Source organism: Legionella nigrisilvae (genome assembly GCF_977063395.2).
This window is the reverse complement of record NZ_CDRUGZ020000042.1, coordinates 99,913-115,939: the sequence shown is the minus strand read 5'-3', so window position 1 is coordinate 115,939 and position 16,027 is coordinate 99,913. Positions and strand designations below refer to the sequence as shown.

The following is a 16,027-nucleotide window of genomic DNA, read 5'->3' as shown; positions in this document are numbered from 1 at the left end:
CAACAGAACAATTAATACGGATTTACCCTAATCAATTCATAAATATAGTGCATTATTTTGTTTATTTTGTTATTATACTGTTCAATTTTTATATCACTTAGCCTATTAGAGGTTATGTTTTAATCGATCAGGATTTTTATGTCTCAAGAAATCACAAGCTTCGCGTCCTTTAATTTTTCAGATGCTTTAAACAAAGCACTAGAGGACATGAAGTTTACTACACCATCTCCAATTCAAGTACAAACAATTCCCTTATTGCTGGAAGGTCGTGATGCGATTGCTCTGGCACAAACCGGAACAGGGAAAACTGCAGCTTTTGCTTTGCCTATATTGCAGAATTTATCTCCTAAGGTGCAAGGTACTCAAGCCTTAATTTTGGCTCCAACTCGCGAATTAGCAATACAAGTTGCTGAGCAGTTTGAGCTATTAAGTGCGAACCAACGTGGTATTACTGTTGCTGTTTTATGTGGCGGGCAAGATTACAGTCGTCAATTAAAGCAATTGAAAGCAGGGGCTCAGGTTGTGGTGGGAACTCCAGGCCGTATTTTAGATCATATCGATAGGCGTACTTTGCAATTAGAGAATTTGCGTACGTTTATTCTGGACGAAGCCGACGAGATGTTGCGTATGGGCTTTATTGAAGATATTGAAACCATTATGGCAAAACTGCCCGAAGAAAAACAAATTGGTCTTTTTTCGGCAACGATGCCACATCGTATACGCCAAATTGCCAATACCTATTTGCACAATCCGGTTTCTATCGAAATACGAACAGAAACGGCAACGGTTAAAAGTATTGAGCAACGCTTTTTATTTGCTTCTGGACATCAAAAACCTGATGCATTATTGCGGGTGCTAGCTGTAGAAGAATATCAAGGGGTTATCGTATTTGTGCGCACTAAAAGCAGCACTGAAGAAGTTGCCGAGTGTTTACAACAACAAGGATTGCGCGCGATGGCCATTCATGGCGATATTACCCAGGCATTACGTGAACGCATTATTGCGCAATTCAGACAAGGAGCAATTGATATCCTGGTAGCAACAGATGTAGCTGCACGGGGTTTGGATGTAGAGCGTGTAACTCATGTAATTAACTATGATTTACCTCATGATAATGAAACGTATGTGCATCGTATCGGTCGAACAGGGAGAGCTGGACGTTCTGGAGTCGCTGTTTTATTCGTAACACCTAAAGAATCGCGTTTAATAACCAGCATTGAGCGACATACCCGTCAGCGTATTACCAAAGTAGCCGTACCCAATGATCATATGATCCAAGTGGCGCGGCAGGAACGTTTTATGGCCAATATTACTGCACGTTTGGAACATGAAAACTTGCCTTCATACAAACGCATCATTGAAGAGTACATTAAAGAACATGACGTTTCCGCTGTAGATGTTGCTGCAACACTTGCCTTATTACTCCACAAAGATCTTCCTTGGCAAAAGGAACAAGCGTTACCTAAAGCGTCACGTCCTGCTAAAGAGGGACGTGTTGAGCGTGGTGGCAAATTTGAACGTTCTCGGCCAGATGAGCGAAGAGGGGGTTCTAGTGACAAGAAGGGGTTCCGAGAAGGTCGTGAACAGCGTAAAAAATTTAATGACGACTTTGTAGAACAAGATTTATTCCGGATTGATGTAGGTAAAGTTCATGGAGTAAAGCCAGGGAATATCGTCGGTGCGATTGCCAACGAAGCGGGTTTACAAAGTAAACAAATCACAGGTCTGAAAATTCATGAAGATCATTCAACAGTACGCTTACCTAAAGGGATGCCTAAAGAGGTCATGAGTGATTTAACGAAAGCCTGGGTTTGTGGGCGCCAATTAAAAATAACCTTGATTGGTAGCGCTTAATAAAGTCGTAACCGGATCTCTATAAAAATATCCTTCCTCCGGGTGTTGTTGCACCCGGATACTTCCTCGTTTTATTCTTTCAGTTATGCTTTATAAGCCAAAAATGCTGCTGTGGTAGCGGCGGCAGCAATCACCACCAAGCCTGCAGTGACCGGTGTAAAAAAAACATAGGGGTTTTCAGTTCGTTCTATCTTATTTTTGAGATCGTTTTTAACATCTATAATCTTTTCTTTCACTGAATTAATTCGGTTATTGGGATTGGTATTTTCAGTTAAGAGTGGTAGATATTGTTCCAAAAATATTGTATTGGCAGCACTTAATTCTTGAACTCGTTCATCGTCTTCAGAGTAAAATGATAAAGAACTGCGAGCAATTGCTTCAAAAACAATGGCACTAAAATGTAATTTATCCTGTTCACTCCAGTGTGATGCATCAGTTATTTTGGAATTTAGTTGGTAACGAGAGGTAGGCGATTTATTTTCGAGATAATGATGAATTGCTTTGGCTAATTCATCCTCATCAGAAAGAATTTGTTCCATACAATCCAGACATTTAAGGAGGAAATTTTGTTCAAAAGTCATTTTTGGAGCTTCCCTGGCAAAAATACTAATATAAATATCTTTTGATTAAGGAGCAATGGGAAACCCTTCGAGATGGTCTTCTTGTCCATGAAATAAGCATATTTATGATTTAAATAGTTGATTTTAGAGTGACTGAATTTACTTAACCTTTTGATAAATATATTAAAATAATGAAAACTAGGTTTATGCAAAAAAATTGCTTATGAATGATCTTTCATACTATAATGCGGGTGGCTTTTTGTTTTTAAAATAACCAGATACACTCTTCAAAATTCAGTGCAGTAGCAATTTTATAATAAGATGTCACTGCTTTATTTAGGATTAGACTTAAGGGTATTCATGAAACTGTTAGCAACTATAGGGGCTTTTTTATTTTCCGGGATTATTTGGGCTACACCTCTTCATAATATAGTTGTATTTGGTGATAGTTTATCTGATAACGGTAATTTATATAAATTTATGAAGTATCAATTACCCCCATCCCCACCTTATTTCGAAGGTCGTTTTTCAAACGGACCTGTTTGGATCGAATATGTAATTGCTTCGTACTTCCCTGAAAACCCTGCGGGACATTTATTAGATTATGCTTATGGTGGTGCTGGTGTGTCTGAGGAAGAAGGGGCTGATGATGTCTTATTTACTTTAAGAAGAGAAGTAAATAATTATTTGATGGAGCATAATGATAAAGCGAGTGAAGACAGTCTTTTTGTAATATGGATAGGCTCAAATAACTACCTTGCTTTTCCATCTGATACCGAACAAACATTGCATGATGTGCATTCAGGAATTGTAAACAGCATCCATCGATTAGTAGAAAAAGGGGCGAAACATATTTTAGTGGTTAATTTGCCAGATTTAGGACGCACTCCCGCTGCAATTGAATTCGGTTCAATTAACGAAATGACTTATTATGCTCAAGAGCATAATAATATGTTAAATAAGTCCATTGAGGAATTTAAACAAAAATACCCCGATGTAGAGTGGTTATACTATGATTTGCATCAGGCATTTGAGGAAGTCATGATGCATCCTCAAGATTATGGATTCACCAATATCACGGGCACTTGCGTTAATTCTGTAGTGGATGAGATAACCAAAAAATCGGTTTTAAAAATGGCGGCAGCCGTCAAAAATAAAATTGCGCCGGATGCATGTAACGGTTATCTGTTTTTTGATTTAGTACATCCAACTGCCTTAGCGCACCAAATTCTGGGAGAAAAAGCCAGAATAATGTTGGATCAAGCGGGTATAGAATTAACAGATTAACTCGCCTTTAATTTATCTGGATGCAGCATATTTCCCTATGTTGTATCAAGCATAAATTGAGCTAGGAACATGTATTAGGATGATATGAAAAATAGTACAAGGATAGTTTTAATATTTTTTTTGGTATGTTCAGCTGCTTTTGCAGACAAACTAACCATCAAGGTAGAGGGCAAGAGTATCGATTTGCCTTATTGGCCCGCCAAGAAAGAAAAATATGGCGCAGTGCTCTTAGTAAATGGAGGAGCACAGCCACAATCTACCCTTCTGTTAGATAATCTGGCAAATGAATTAGCACAAAATGGATGGCAGGTTGTATTACTCAATAATAAAAGCAGTACTGCTGTAACCTGGATCAAACAATTTCCGGAAGTGGTCACGACTTTGCGGAATCAAAAAAACATGCGTATAGTGGTCGTACACTATGGGGAACAATTAAAAGAAACATTTGATTATCTTGAAAAACCCCCCGTTCCTGAAATTGAAGGATTGGTCTTGTTATCCGCATACGATATTCCTCCATCTAAAAATAAAAAGCCTAAATTAAATATGCCCGTCTTTGATATTGTTGCTCAGTTTGATTTTGATTTGACAAAAGAAGAGATGGCAGCAAGGAAAAAAGAATTTGGCCCGGATAAAAACAATTATTTAGCTTTAGAGATACCCGGTGCTCATCATGATTACGAATACAGTAAACAACTTCTCTTTTCATTTATTCATGGATGGATGGTAAAGTTGCCCAAGTTTCACCCTAAATCCCCTCCCGTGATGTACTCTTATTTAGGGCCGATCACCCCTTTTTTAAAAGATTCGGCTTTTAACTGACCCTGAAGATTTCTTTTGGTGCACTTTATTTCGATGAAGTTACCAGCCTTTACTGGTGCAAATTAATTCATAAGCTTTCACTATTTTCTGGGTTTTTTCATTGGCTATCTTAATCATTTCTTGGGGTAAACCTTGGGCAATTAATTTGTCCGGATGATTACGACTTAACAAACGCCTATAAGCCTTTTTTACTTCTTGTTTGGTGGCATTTGGCGATACCTCCAAAAGAGCAAAGGCATAATCCATATTGGTTTTACTGGGTTGGTAATTGTATCTACTGTAGGATGAATACGAGTGAGATGACGAGGAGGATTGTTGGGATTGTTGCTTCGCGTCATCGGGTGCTTCCGAGGAATAACTGGTGCCAAAATCTTCATAAAAACGATATTGTCTGTGCAGTGGTGCAAAATCGAGTTTCGAAAAAATTTTATCTAATATTTGGATTTTCTTTGTCCCAAGTCCATCTGCTTGGGCGGCGCGATACTGAATATCAATAAACAATCGTAACAAGTCACGATTATCCTTACAGGCCTTCTTTAATTGTGCAAGCACTTCATCTAAGTTAAATTGGGGTTTTTTGCCCTCATTAAATAATTGTTTTGCCCGAGTTTTTTGTTCACTACTTAAACGCATTTCGTCCATAAAAAGACGCGCCATGTCTAGTTCATGTTCCGAAACACGTCCATCCGCTTTGGCCAAATGTCCCATAATGGAAAAGGTGGCTTCGAAAAAAACATTTTGAATTGCTTTACGTTTTTCGGTGTAATACAGCCAATTAGGATTGGAAAAATAATTGTATAAACCCCGATCAAAGAAATTACCCACCAAAAGACCAAAGATAGCCCCTGTAGGACCGTCGATTAAATAGCCAAAAAATGCGCCAATAATCTTCCCCCACCACGTTGATACAATAAAAAAGTCTCGAAGAGACATTACAAAGGATTCCTTATATTTAGTACGTTAAATTGATTTTATCGCTTTATACCACACTTTAAGTATATACTGTCGGTTTTTGGGTTTGGTTTTATATGCGATTTTTTTACTCTTTTTTGATGTATTTGCTAAGTCCTTTTTTAATCATTCGTTTATGGTGGAAAGGAAGAAGCTTACCTTCATATAGGGAGCGTATATCCGAACGTTTTTTTCTTGGAAAGCATGATTATAAACCTTTTGATGCTTGGATTCATGCGGTATCTTTGGGTGAAGTAATTGCCGCCATCCCCTTGATTGATGCCCTGTTGGAAAAAAACTGGTCCGTATTGGTCACTACGATGACTCCAACGGGCTCAGAGCGGGTGCAAGCACGCTTTGGTAATAAGGTTACTCATCAATACATACCCTATGATCTTCCTTGGGTGCTCAAACGCTTCTTTAAACAAACTCAGCCGCGTGTTGGTGTGATTATGGAGACAGAGTTATGGCCAAATTTAATTTATGAAGCTCGTGCAGCACAGGTGCCACTGTTACTAGCTAATGCACGGATATCTGATGATTCCTTGAATGGATATAAAAAGATTAAATTTTTAATTAAACCTATTTTGAATCAATTCTCTGCCATTTTGGCGCAAGGTGAAGAGGATGCCAGACGTTATATCACTCTAGGTGCAAGAAAAGAGATAGTACATGTCTTAGGGAATATGAAATTTGATTTGCAAACCAATAAGATAGACAGCGAACGTTTTAGCGATTTAAAAAGTCACTGGGGCGCAGAGCGAGTGGCTGTGATTGCTGCAAGTACTCACGAGAACGAAGAAATGCAGATTTTATCGCATTTAAAACGATTGCAACAAGCAATCCCTGGGGTCGTTTTATTAATCGCGCCTCGTCACCCTGAACGGTTCCAAGCGGTTTATCACTTATGTCTGCAATCAGGTTTTAAAACGGGATTACGCTCGGATCTAAAATCCTTAAGTCCCGAAAACGAAATTGTTGTATTAGACAGCTTGGGTGAGCTTTTAGGTTTATATCAAATCAGTAATTATGCTTTTGTAGGCGGAAGCTTAGTTCCTGTAGGTGGGCATAATGTCTTAGAACCCATTGCGATGGGAGTACCGGTATTAAGTGGAAATCACATTCATAACTTTAAAGCCATTTGCGATGAATTACAGGCGGCTGAGGGAATCATGTTGGTGGATCAAGCAAATGCAGTGATTGATGGAATTATTAAACTGCATACACAGTCCGAGCTCCGTCAACAGATAATTCAAAATGCGACTGCCATTTTTGAGAAAAATAAAGGTTCAGTAGTACGGCATTTACAGCAAATCGAAGGGCTCATTTAGGTTCAATGTTTCGTTCAAGTCACCTTGAGGGAATCTATCCATCCAATTAATTCTGAACTTTGTTTTTGAGATGGATTCTTGCGTGCGAGGAAAAATGACATGAATTTGAGGTGAATGTCATGAATTTGTGTATCAAATTCGGGATGACCTAAGGTCTCCGAACTAACGTCGTTGCGTCGGGGATGAGGAATTCAGGTATTAAGTAATAGAACTCGAACGCACTGTATTGAATTTTGAAGAGGCCTCTTCTTTTCAGAAGAGGAGGTCTATTAAATTAAGAACCTTGATTTTGTTTTTCTTTAATCTCTGACAAGGTCTTACAATCAATACATAAAGTGGCTGTAGGTCTTGCTTCTAAACGTTTGAGGCCGATTTCGATACCACATGCTTCGCAATAGCCAAAATCTTCATTTCGCAAACGCTCTAAGGCATCCTCAATCTTCTTAATCAATTTACGCTCACGATCACGCGTACGTAATTCAATACTGAATTCTTCTTCTTGACTGGCTCTATCTGAAGGATCTGGAAAATTAGCCGCTTCATCTTTCATGTGCGTCACGGTGCGGTCGACTTCTTCCATCAACGATTGACGCCAAGCTAGCAATATTTTTTCAATATGTGCTAACTGCTTTTCATTCATATATTCTTCACCAGGGGCTTCCTTATAGGGGGTGATTCCCATACTACCTATCGCGTCGTTTTTCACGTTGTGTCGTCTCTCATTGGTTTTATCAATTAATTGCTCGGTCATTTTTAGCCTCCGTTCCCATGTACAACTTTGGGTTTACAGAAAGCGGTTAGGTATACCAAAAAACGATTGTATCATCAATAAAATTATCGCCAACCCCCACTTACTCTGTCATTTCCCTGTATATCTTGCCAACATTGTACGTTCTTATATTGTAATTCATTAAGTATAGTTTGTACTTTTAACTTTTGATCATACCCGTGTTCTAGCAAAATCAGGCCATCCGGTAACAGGTACTCATAACCTTGTTTAATAATACATTGTAGATCAGCTAAACCTTCTTGACTACTGACTAAAGCATTTCTTGGTTCAAAACGTAAGTCACCTTGGTGTATATGGGGATCCTGTTCTGAAATATAAGGCGGATTCGCAAGCAGTGCATGATATTGGCGTCGAGGGATAGTACTAAACCAATTGGATAAATGAAATGTTACATTCTTTATCTCATGGCGTTGTGCATTTTCTTGTGCAATATTTAAAGCTTCTGCACTGATGTCCGTCGCGATGATGTGCCAAGCGGGTCGCTCTTTAGCGAGAGCCAAGGCGATTGCTCCGCTGCCAGTTCCTAGATCAAGGACATAGGTATCTGGGCGATTGGGAATAAGCTCCAAGGCTAATTCCACTAATCGTTCGGTTTCATGTCGTGGAATTAAGGTATGCTCATTAACTTTTAAATTCAGGGACCAGAATTCGCGTTCACCAATGAGATAGGCAATGGGAACTCCTTGGGCTCTTTGGACTATTAAATTTTGAAAGAATTCCCATTGTTGTGAAGTAAGTAATTCTTCAGGATGTGCAAACAGGTAAGTCCTGGTTTTTTTTAAAGTGTGACACAGTAAAATCTCAGTTTCCAGATCCGGGGTTTTTCCCAGGGCAGAACGAATATTAATCATTTCGTCCCAGCTCTGCGAGTAATTCGGCATGGTACTCGCGTTTTAATGGTTCGATTACTAATGCTAAATTTCCTTCCATCACGTCATTGAGTTGATAGATGGTTAAGTTAATCCGATGATCCGTCAAACGTCCTTGAGGATAGTTATAAGTACGAATTCGCTCCGAACGATCGCCTGTTCCCACTAGGGATTTGCGAGTTTGTGCTTGTTCTTTCTTTTGTTTGCTTTGTTCTGCGTCCAGCAAACGTGTTTTAAGTAACGACATTGCTTTAGCACGGTTTTTATGTTGAGAGCGCTCATCCTGGCATTCTACTACCACACCGGTTGGGATATGTGTAATCCGTATGGCAGAATCCGTTTTATTGACGTGCTGACCTCCAGCGCCCGAAGAACGATAGGTATCAATTCGCAAATCATCGGGATTAATTTGAATGTCGTCAATCTCATCTACCTCGGGCATAATAGCTACTGTACAGGCAGAGGTATGTACCCGACCTTGAGATTCGGTTTCAGGAACACGTTGTACACGATGAGCCCCAGATTCAAATTTAAGTTGCGAGTACACAGCATTACCACTAATACGGACGATGATTTCTTTATATCCACCGTGCTCGCCATGGCTGGCACTGATTAACTCTTGTTGCCAACCTTTTCCTTCTGCATATCGACTATACATCCGATAAAGATCCCCTGCAAAAATTGCGGCTTCATCACCGCCTGTTCCTGCTCGGACTTCGAGATAAATATTACGTTCATCATCTGGATCTTTAGGTATCAAATGCCACTGTAATTGTTCATCAAGCTCTTCTATTTGTTGTTGAGCTTCTACTAACTCTTCTGAAGCCATAGAAGCCAGCTCTTCATCCTCTCCCTCGAGTAATTCGTTCAATGAGGACAAGTTATTTTTGGCCTCAACATAGGTGGCATAACATGTTGCTACGGGTTCTAGCTGCGCATATTCTTTCGAAAGAGTTTTAAACTGATTCTGATCTGCAATAACGGATGCTTCAGATAACAAGCGACCCACTTCTTCATACCGCTCAAGCATTTGTTGCAGTTTGAGTTCAAGAGATTTCTTCATAGGATGACTGATGTGTTGTAGTATTAAAAAGATATTGTGCCAAAGTAAATAAATCTTCCCGGCCATCTTTAGCGATTTGCCTTAAACCTGCAGTAGGGTTGTGGGTAAGTTTATTAACCAAGCGTTCGCTAAATTCATTTAAAACGACCTGCTGACATTGTCCTGCAGAAAGTTTTTTCAAAGCACGTTGCAACTCTTTTTGAGCCAAGTCTTGCATTTGACTGCGATAATCACAAATGACTTTTTTGGCTTTAAGTGAGCGATGTTTGCGGATGTATTTATTCAATTCTTCATCGATTAAGTGTTCCGCATGTAATGCGGCATTGCGTCTTTCTTCCATCCCTTTATTGATCATGAATTGCAAATCATCAATGTTATAAAGTTGGATTGGTCCCAATTCCTTAATGTTTTCTTCTACATCGCGGGGAACGGATAAATCCAAAAAAAACATGGGTGCATGATTTCTTTGATTTAATGCCTCTTCGACCAAACTTTTATTAAGAAAATGAATTGGACAATTTGTGGCAGAAACAATCACATCTGCTTGAGGTAAATATTCAGCAATATCAGTGATAGGTATGGTTTTTCCATTAAACGAGGTTGCAAGTTTTTCTGCATTTTCTAGGGTTCTACTTGCAACCATAAACCGTTCAACACCTTGCTGACGCAAGTATTTAGCAACTAAAGAAGCAGTTTCACCTGAACCAATTAAAAAAACATTAAGCGATTTGTAGTCTGTAAAAATCTGGCCTATTAATTGTACAGCAGCATAGGCAATTGAAACGGGATTTGTCCCAACCCCACTTTCCGTTCGTATTCGCTTTGAAGCACTAAAAACATATTCAAAAATTGGACGTAATTCTGTTTTTATCGCACCGAGGTTGCAAGCATGCTGGTAAGCTTGTTTCATTTGCCCAAGAATCTGGGGCTCTCCAATCATCATAGAGTCTAAACCACTGGCAACACGTAATAAATGCTTGATTCCTTGATGGCCTTTATGCACATAAAAAAATGGGGATAAGGAATCTAGTGGTAATTGATGTTCCTTGGTAAGCCAATGGGCAATGACTTGTGGGTCTTGGGTGTTGCAATATATTTCTGTGCGATTACAGGTCGATAAAATAGCCGCTTCATTCACTCCTGGAAGTTTTAACAAGCTATGGAGCAAGGAATCCTGGGTAGCCGGAGATAAGGCGACTTTTTCACGCACGTTTATTGGAGCAGTTTTATGATTTAGCCCGCAAGCAACAAACACCATAGGATATAAATTATTTGAATATGAATTATTGAGTTAATCGTGGAATTGTAAACGATTAGGCAGTAAATTTGTAGGGGCCTACTGTCTTATTTCTTATTTTGATTCTAAGTAAAGGATTCTATAACCTCAATGAGGTGCGGTATACCCAGCGTATGGCTGTATTTGCCGCTTAATAAAAAAAAAACTTAATTGTAAAATTAAAGTACATATTTATTCTGCCGCTAACAAGAATAGAGGGTTTTATACAAAATCCCAAGTACGGGGAGAGCATCATGGATATTATCCTGCAGGGCGAACATAGTGGCGAAGAAGCAGCAAAAAGCTTGGCACGTGTATTAGAATTATTTAAAGATCGATATCATATCGCTGGATTTCGGGAGATTCATTTAACGGTCACGTTAATTGATGAACAGGGTGATGATGTTGAATTGGTTGATAGCGAATCGAATCAGGCGTATCGTATTTTTGAGGTTTATAGACAAGGTTATGAACTCAACGGTAAGAAGGGTACACCGGTATTACAATTAATCGTAGATAACACGCGCCCTCGATAAAGGAGTAGCTTATGTTTTTGGCAATTATCGCCATTATTCTCACATTGATTTTGGTTGTTGGAATACATGAGGGGGGGCATGCATTAGTAGCACGCATATTTTCAGTAAAAATCAAAAAAATTTCTATCGGTTTTGGGAAGCCGTTATTAGTTTGGCAAAGTCGAAGTGGTTGTGAATGGGTATGGGCCTTTTTTCCATTAGGTGGTTATGTCCAGTTAGAAAATACGCGGATTAGTCCTGTAGATCCTAAAGATCATTCCGTATGTTTTGATAGAAAACCAATTTGGCAGCGTATTCTTATTTTATTAGCGGGAGCGGTGGCAAATCTGATTACCGCCTGGTTTGCTTTTATTCTGGTGTATAGCATCGGTCTTACCTATACGATGCCAGAAATCAAAGAAGTACTTCCCAACAGTATTGCAGCACAAAAAGGAATGCTTCCTGGGGACAAATTCAAATCAATTAACGGTTCTGCTACTCCGACTTGGAGCGATGTGGGAATGAGTTTGGTAACTCTTTGGGGAAAGGATAATATTCCAGTTACGCTGATTCGGGCTGATGGTCAAGAATCAAATACCACACTTGACTTAAGCCATCAGCAGTTTCATGGGACAAAAATATCTTTATTGACGGAACTAGGAATTAAACCGAATTTATCTGCACCAAAAAATACATTGCGGGCCTCATCCCTTATGGATGCCATACATAAAACGAATGTATTTATGGGGAACATGGTTTATTTTTTCCTGATGATATTGAAACAATTACTGACCGGAGTGATCCCTTTTTCAGTCTTATTAGGACCCTTAGGTATTTTTGCAGCGTCAGTGGCTTCACTCACCCAAGGAATGGTGGTTTTTCTATTCTTCATAGCCAGTTTAAGTTTGGCGGTTGCAGTAGTTAACCTATTCCCTATCCCAGGTTTGGATGGAGGCTCTATAGTGTATGCGCTCATTGAAAAAGTTCGTGGAAAAGCGGTCTCTGTACCTATGGAACTTTTATTGCATCGATTGGCATTTATAATATTTTGTGTCTTATTGGTCCATTTAATAATGAATGATCTGCAGCGAATCTAAATTATTTTCGATCTAGCTATTGCTCATGGGTGATTTACTTTCTCCTTGGAGGCCAATTACAATTGAGCACTTTAGATAAAAATGGGACAAATCATGTATCAGAAATTGCAAAAAGAAGAGCCAGTCGAACGGCAAACATCAAGTTATAAGCGTTTTTTTTCGACAGAAAAAAAGAAAAAAGGAGAATGTGATGGGATTCAAATTAAGATTGAAAATACTCACTTAAATATTGATAGAGGTAGCTTTGAAGGCAGTATTGGAGCAGCAGAAGAAGCAATTCAATCTTTTGCAGAGCACCATGAGATATCCTATAAATCTCTTGGACATGGTAATGCAACATTGATTGTTCAAGGAATGGAGCATAGCATTACACCCTATGGTATTGATATTCCCATGATGTTGAAATTTTGTAATATTGATGAGTCACAATTAACCCAGAAACTGGATATATAATAAAACCTTCAGCTCTTATCCGAGGTCCAGCAGCTTGACCTCGGAATCCAAAAGCATTGCTCTACAATCCTGGAAACCGCGGGGAGTAGACTAAGAGGGGGACTTAAGGGGCAGCGAAACCCTGGATCCGGATTTTTATAATTTACCCACCGTACGTGCACAGCACCATACATCTACCTGTTTTACTCCCGACTTTTTTAAAGCCAATGCCAGCTCATTTGCAGTGCTTCCGGTCGTTAAGAGATCATCAATAATTGCTACATGATGCCATGGAAGTTTTTTTGTTTTAAACGCATGGCGTAGATTTCTTTGTCGGTGTTCTCCATCAAGACTTGCCTGAGGTTCTGTATTAATGATTTTTTGGCAACTGGTTAAATCATAGGGTAACTGGAGTTTTTTGGCGAGTAAACGAACTAAAACGGCAGCATGATTAAATCCACGTGCCTTGATCCGTTGCGGATGCATGGGGACTGGGATTAAACATTGGGGCTTCGTTTCATGACCGAGAGAATTCACAATCAAGTGACTTAAAAAAGAACCCAGATAAAGACCATTATGGTATTTAAATTGATGCAAAAGACTACGCAGTGGCTCTTCAAAAATGTAATGAATAATTGTTCGATCGAAATAAGGAGTTTTTTTAATACAGCGACCGCAGACTAACAGATGCGTATCAGGTAACGGATAAGCGCAGTAATGACACGCAGGGCCTAAACGAGTCAGGAGCTCAATACACGCGTTGCATACCGCCATTTTGCAATTATGAAATTGGTTGCATAGAGCACATATTGAGTACAAGCGTAAACTTTGTGTTAAACTCCATATTTTCTGGCGCACGAGCGTTGGAATCCATTAATTTTTTCCTGGTTTTATAATGGCTGTTATCTACGAAATTAGCAAGGCATTTAATCAACATGCCGCTGAATATGAACGTACTGCTAAGGTACAACAAGAAATTGGAGTACGGTTACTCGATCGATTACAGTATTTGAATATGAAGCCGCAGCGTATTCTTGACCTAGGATGTGGGCCGGGCTTTTTTTCTTATGAATTGAGTAAAATGTATCCAAAGTCCCAAGTTATTGGTTTGGATTTGGCTCAGCTTATGTTAATCCAGGCACAGAAAAAACAAGGTTGGCGACGCAAATGGCCTTTAGTGGCAGCAGATATGTTGCATATGCCATTTGTTACAGGCACATTTGATTTAATCTTTGCCAACCAAGTTATTCACTGGGGCGGTCCTTTGCAGCGAGTTTTTCGAGAATTGAATCGAGTCATGAATGCCAATGGATGTTTGATGTTTACTACCTTGGGACCAGATACCTTTAAAGAATTGAAACATGCCTGGTCCGGAGTAAATAAGTATGCTCATGTGAACGAGTTTGCCGACATGCATGATGTAGGTGATTTCTTAATGTCAGAGCATTTTTTGGAACCAGTGGTCGATATGGAAGTATTGGCAGTGCATTATGAAACATTGCCCCAGTTATTACATGCTTTAAAAGCCCAAGGAGTAATCAATATTAATCCGCAACGAAACCAAGGTTTAACCGGGAAAACAGCTTGGCAACAATTCGAACAAAATTATTCTACCCAGCAAACTGCTAATGGAAAGTATCCATTGACCTATGAAGTCGTGTACGGACATGCCTGGAAGGGAGAACAAAGAAAGACAGAACTCGGGGTTGAAACCATGATCCCTATTTCACAGATAATAAGACGCAAGAGCTAAATATCTATTTTTTCTTAATTGCTTGATATTCTTGTAATGCTCTTTTCCTTGCTAGATTATGATCTATTATTGGTAGAGGATAATCTTGGCCTAGAGTGATGGGTAACTCATTTTGAGGGGCTTCCCAAGGTTTGTGAATCCATTTATTGGGAACCTGCGTTAATTCCGGTATCCATCTTTTAACGTATTTACCGAGGGGATCGAATTTTTCTCCTTGGAGTATGGGGTTGAAAATACGAAAGTAAGGTGCGGAATCAGTCCCTGTTCCCGCTATCCATTGCCAACTGGTGGAATTGTTTGCTAAATCAGCATCAAGAAGTGTGTACCAAAACCATTTAGCTCCTTCTCGCCAATCGATTAATAAATCTTTGACCAGGAAAGAGGCAACAATCATTCGTACTCGGTTATGCATGTAGCCGGTCCTCCATAATTCCCGCATCCCCGCATCGACAATTGGAAATCCGGTTAAGCCTTGCTGCCAGAGTTTGAGTTGTTTCTTATTTTTTTGCCATGAAAAAGCATTGAACTCTTGACGAAAATTTTCATGAGGTAAATTCGGAACATGGTAAAGTAAATGATAGGAAAACTCTCTCCAACCTAGTTCTGCTTGGAAGCATTCCACCGAACTTAAATTATATTTTTTTTGAAACTGGATTTGTTCGATTGCTCTCCATATTTGCCAAGGGCTGATTTCACCAAAATGTAAATGGGGTGATAGACGGGAGGTACCTTCTTGACTCGGTTCGTCACGAGATTTTTTATAATTTTGTAAGTGATTTTGAATAAAAAAATCCAGCTTTTTCTGGGCTCCAAGCTCACCGGGTTCCCAAAACTCATGAAATTCTTTTGCCCAATCAGGTTTTTTAGGTAAGAGGTTCCATTCGGCTAGATTTTCTGAACTTGTGTTAACGCTATTAGGCCAATTATGAATTACAAGATAATTGGGTAGTTCAATTTGCTGTAAACATTGTTTCCAAAATGGGGTAAACACTTTAAAGTACTCGCCGCTTTTATTTTTGATAGTCCACGGCTCATTAAGCAAACTCCCGTTGAACGAGGTGACTTTTATACCTAAGGTAGTCAACTCATTCTTAATGTGTTTATCCCGTGCAATACGTGCTGGCTCATAACATCGATTCCAATAAATCTCAGTAATTGCATGGTGTTCGATGAGTTTTTTTAAAATCTGTAATGCATTTCCTTTTTTAAAGCATAGCTTCAGACCCTGTTTTTTTAATTCATTTTGCAAACTAGCGAGGCTATGATGTAGCCACCAACCTTGAGATCCACCAATTAATTCGTCGAGGTCTTCTAAAATGTAAAGAGGTATGATCGTGCGATGATTTTTACACGCTTTATACAGTGCTGGATTATCATGACAGCGCAAGTCTTGACGAAACCATACAATTGCAATTGACATTTCTGAT

Annotated in this window: 16 protein-coding genes; 8 read left to right on the top strand and 8 right to left on the bottom strand. The window is 39.3% G+C overall.

All coding sequences use genetic code 11. From position 1 onward, the window contains the following. Positions 1-138 precede the first annotated feature (138 nt). Positions 139-1,854 (top strand): DEAD/DEAH box helicase, encoded by a 1,716-nt coding sequence (locus ACWTE2_RS29025; protein ID WP_454785467.1) that lies wholly within the window; start codon positions 139-141, stop codon positions 1,852-1,854. 83 nt (positions 1,855-1,937) lie between these two features. On the opposite strand, the gene ACWTE2_RS29020 is transcribed toward ACWTE2_RS29025, so the two are convergent. Then, on the bottom strand, positions 1,938-2,435 hold the full coding sequence (locus ACWTE2_RS29020) for a hypothetical protein (RefSeq protein ID WP_182392638.1): 498 nt from the start codon (positions 2,433-2,435) through the stop codon (positions 1,938-1,940). 339 nt (positions 2,436-2,774) lie between these two features. Between ACWTE2_RS29020 and plaA the strand changes: the two genes are divergently transcribed. Further along, the gene (gene plaA / locus ACWTE2_RS29015) at positions 2,775-3,701 is read left to right on the top strand and encodes a GDSL family lysophospholipase PlaA (protein WP_454785466.1); all 927 of its coding nucleotides are present in this window, start codon (positions 2,775-2,777) and stop codon (positions 3,699-3,701) included. A gap of 84 nt (positions 3,702-3,785) precedes the next feature. After that, a complete protein-coding gene (locus ACWTE2_RS29010) occupies positions 3,786-4,523 on the top strand; it encodes an alpha/beta hydrolase (protein ID WP_454785465.1) in 738 nt (245 codons plus the stop codon). Between the two features lie 39 nt (positions 4,524-4,562). Here ACWTE2_RS29010 and djlA read toward each other — a convergent pair whose 3' ends face one another. Then, a complete protein-coding gene (djlA, locus tag ACWTE2_RS29005; RefSeq protein ID WP_454785464.1) occupies positions 4,563-5,456 on the bottom strand; it encodes a co-chaperone DjlA in 894 nt (297 codons plus the stop codon). A 95-nt stretch (positions 5,457-5,551) separates the two neighbouring features. Between djlA and waaA the strand changes: the two genes are divergently transcribed. Next, positions 5,552-6,805, top strand: a complete 1,254-nt coding sequence (gene waaA, locus ACWTE2_RS29000; protein ID WP_454785463.1) for a lipid IV(A) 3-deoxy-D-manno-octulosonic acid transferase — start codon at positions 5,552-5,554, stop codon at positions 6,803-6,805. 274 nt (positions 6,806-7,079) lie between these two features. Here waaA and dksA read toward each other — a convergent pair whose 3' ends face one another. The 4 genes from dksA to hemA all read right to left on the bottom strand — a co-directional run bounded on the left by dksA (position 7,080) and on the right by hemA (position 10,785). After that, positions 7,080-7,556, bottom strand: a complete 477-nt coding sequence (dksA, locus tag ACWTE2_RS28995; protein ID WP_031562609.1) for an RNA polymerase-binding protein DksA — start codon at positions 7,554-7,556, stop codon at positions 7,080-7,082. A gap of 83 nt (positions 7,557-7,639) precedes the next feature. Further along, a complete protein-coding gene (gene prmC, locus ACWTE2_RS28990; RefSeq protein ID WP_454785462.1) occupies positions 7,640-8,446 on the bottom strand; it encodes a peptide chain release factor N(5)-glutamine methyltransferase in 807 nt (268 codons plus the stop codon). Beyond that, positions 8,439-9,527 (bottom strand): peptide chain release factor 1, encoded by a 1,089-nt coding sequence (gene prfA / locus ACWTE2_RS28985; protein WP_182392644.1) that lies wholly within the window; start codon positions 9,525-9,527, stop codon positions 8,439-8,441. The genes prmC and prfA overlap by 8 nt, the downstream gene beginning before the upstream one ends. Further along, positions 9,511-10,785, bottom strand: a complete 1,275-nt coding sequence (gene hemA, locus ACWTE2_RS28980; RefSeq protein WP_182392645.1) for a glutamyl-tRNA reductase — start codon at positions 10,783-10,785, stop codon at positions 9,511-9,513. The genes prfA and hemA overlap by 17 nt, the downstream gene beginning before the upstream one ends. 272 nt (positions 10,786-11,057) lie before the next feature. Between hemA and ACWTE2_RS28975 the strand changes: the two genes are divergently transcribed. The 3 genes from ACWTE2_RS28975 (at position 11,058) to ACWTE2_RS28965 (ending at position 12,868) form a co-directional block, all read left to right on the top strand. After that, entirely contained in the window at positions 11,058-11,339 is a 282-nt protein-coding gene (locus tag ACWTE2_RS28975) for a hypothetical protein (protein WP_182392646.1), read from the top strand. 11 nt (positions 11,340-11,350) lie between these two features. Continuing rightward, on the top strand, positions 11,351-12,415 hold the full coding sequence (locus ACWTE2_RS28970; RefSeq protein ID WP_454785461.1) for a M50 family metallopeptidase: 1,065 nt from the start codon (positions 11,351-11,353) through the stop codon (positions 12,413-12,415). Positions 12,416-12,508: 93 nt separating this feature from the next. After that, positions 12,509-12,868, top strand: a complete 360-nt coding sequence (locus ACWTE2_RS28965; protein WP_454785460.1) for a hypothetical protein — start codon at positions 12,509-12,511, stop codon at positions 12,866-12,868. Positions 12,869-13,003: 135 nt separating this feature from the next. Here ACWTE2_RS28965 and ACWTE2_RS28960 read toward each other — a convergent pair whose 3' ends face one another. Further along, positions 13,004-13,705, bottom strand: a complete 702-nt coding sequence (locus tag ACWTE2_RS28960) for a ComF family protein (protein ID WP_454785459.1) — start codon at positions 13,703-13,705, stop codon at positions 13,004-13,006. A 37-nt stretch (positions 13,706-13,742) separates the two neighbouring features. On the opposite strand from ACWTE2_RS28960, the gene bioC reads away from it, so the two are divergent. Next, positions 13,743-14,600, top strand: a complete 858-nt coding sequence (gene bioC, locus ACWTE2_RS28955) for a malonyl-ACP O-methyltransferase BioC (RefSeq protein ID WP_182392649.1) — start codon at positions 13,743-13,745, stop codon at positions 14,598-14,600. A 4-nt stretch (positions 14,601-14,604) separates the two neighbouring features. Here bioC and ACWTE2_RS28950 read toward each other — a convergent pair whose 3' ends face one another. Next, positions 14,605-16,020, bottom strand: coding sequence for a cryptochrome/photolyase family protein (locus ACWTE2_RS28950; RefSeq protein WP_454785458.1), 1,416 nt, complete (start codon positions 16,018-16,020; stop codon positions 14,605-14,607). Positions 16,021-16,027: the final 7 nt, after the last annotated feature.

Excerpts from the sequence above, each read along its gene's own strand:
- waaA (WP_454785463.1), top strand. The coding sequence starts at position 5,552 with ATGCGATTTTTTTACTCTTTTTTGATGTATTTGCTAAGTCCTTTTTTA.
- plaA (WP_454785466.1), top strand. The coding sequence starts at position 2,775 with ATGAAACTGTTAGCAACTATAGGGGCTTTTTTATTTTCCGGGATTATT.
- ACWTE2_RS29025 (WP_454785467.1), top strand. The coding sequence starts at position 139 with ATGTCTCAAGAAATCACAAGCTTCGCGTCCTTTAATTTTTCAGATGCT.
- ACWTE2_RS28970 (WP_454785461.1), top strand. The coding sequence starts at position 11,351 with ATGTTTTTGGCAATTATCGCCATTATTCTCACATTGATTTTGGTTGTT.
- ACWTE2_RS28950 (WP_454785458.1), bottom strand. The coding sequence starts at position 16,020 with ATGTCAATTGCAATTGTATGGTTTCGTCAAGACTTGCGCTGTCATGAT.
- bioC (WP_182392649.1), top strand. The coding sequence starts at position 13,743 with ATGGCTGTTATCTACGAAATTAGCAAGGCATTTAATCAACATGCCGCT.
- ACWTE2_RS28965 (WP_454785460.1), top strand. The coding sequence starts at position 12,509 with ATGTATCAGAAATTGCAAAAAGAAGAGCCAGTCGAACGGCAAACATCA.
- dksA (WP_031562609.1), bottom strand. The coding sequence starts at position 7,556 with ATGACCGAGCAATTAATTGATAAAACCAATGAGAGACGACACAACGTG.
- hemA (WP_182392645.1), bottom strand. The coding sequence starts at position 10,785 with ATGGTGTTTGTTGCTTGCGGGCTAAATCATAAAACTGCTCCAATAAAC.
- ACWTE2_RS29010 (WP_454785465.1), top strand. The coding sequence starts at position 3,786 with ATGAAAAATAGTACAAGGATAGTTTTAATATTTTTTTTGGTATGTTCA.
- ACWTE2_RS29020 (WP_182392638.1), bottom strand. The coding sequence starts at position 2,435 with ATGACTTTTGAACAAAATTTCCTCCTTAAATGTCTGGATTGTATGGAA.
- prmC (WP_454785462.1), bottom strand. The coding sequence starts at position 8,446 with ATGATTAATATTCGTTCTGCCCTGGGAAAAACCCCGGATCTGGAAACT.
- prfA (WP_182392644.1), bottom strand. The coding sequence starts at position 9,527 with ATGAAGAAATCTCTTGAACTCAAACTGCAACAAATGCTTGAGCGGTAT.
- djlA (WP_454785464.1), bottom strand. The coding sequence starts at position 5,456 with ATGTCTCTTCGAGACTTTTTTATTGTATCAACGTGGTGGGGGAAGATT.
- ACWTE2_RS28975 (WP_182392646.1), top strand. The coding sequence starts at position 11,058 with ATGGATATTATCCTGCAGGGCGAACATAGTGGCGAAGAAGCAGCAAAA.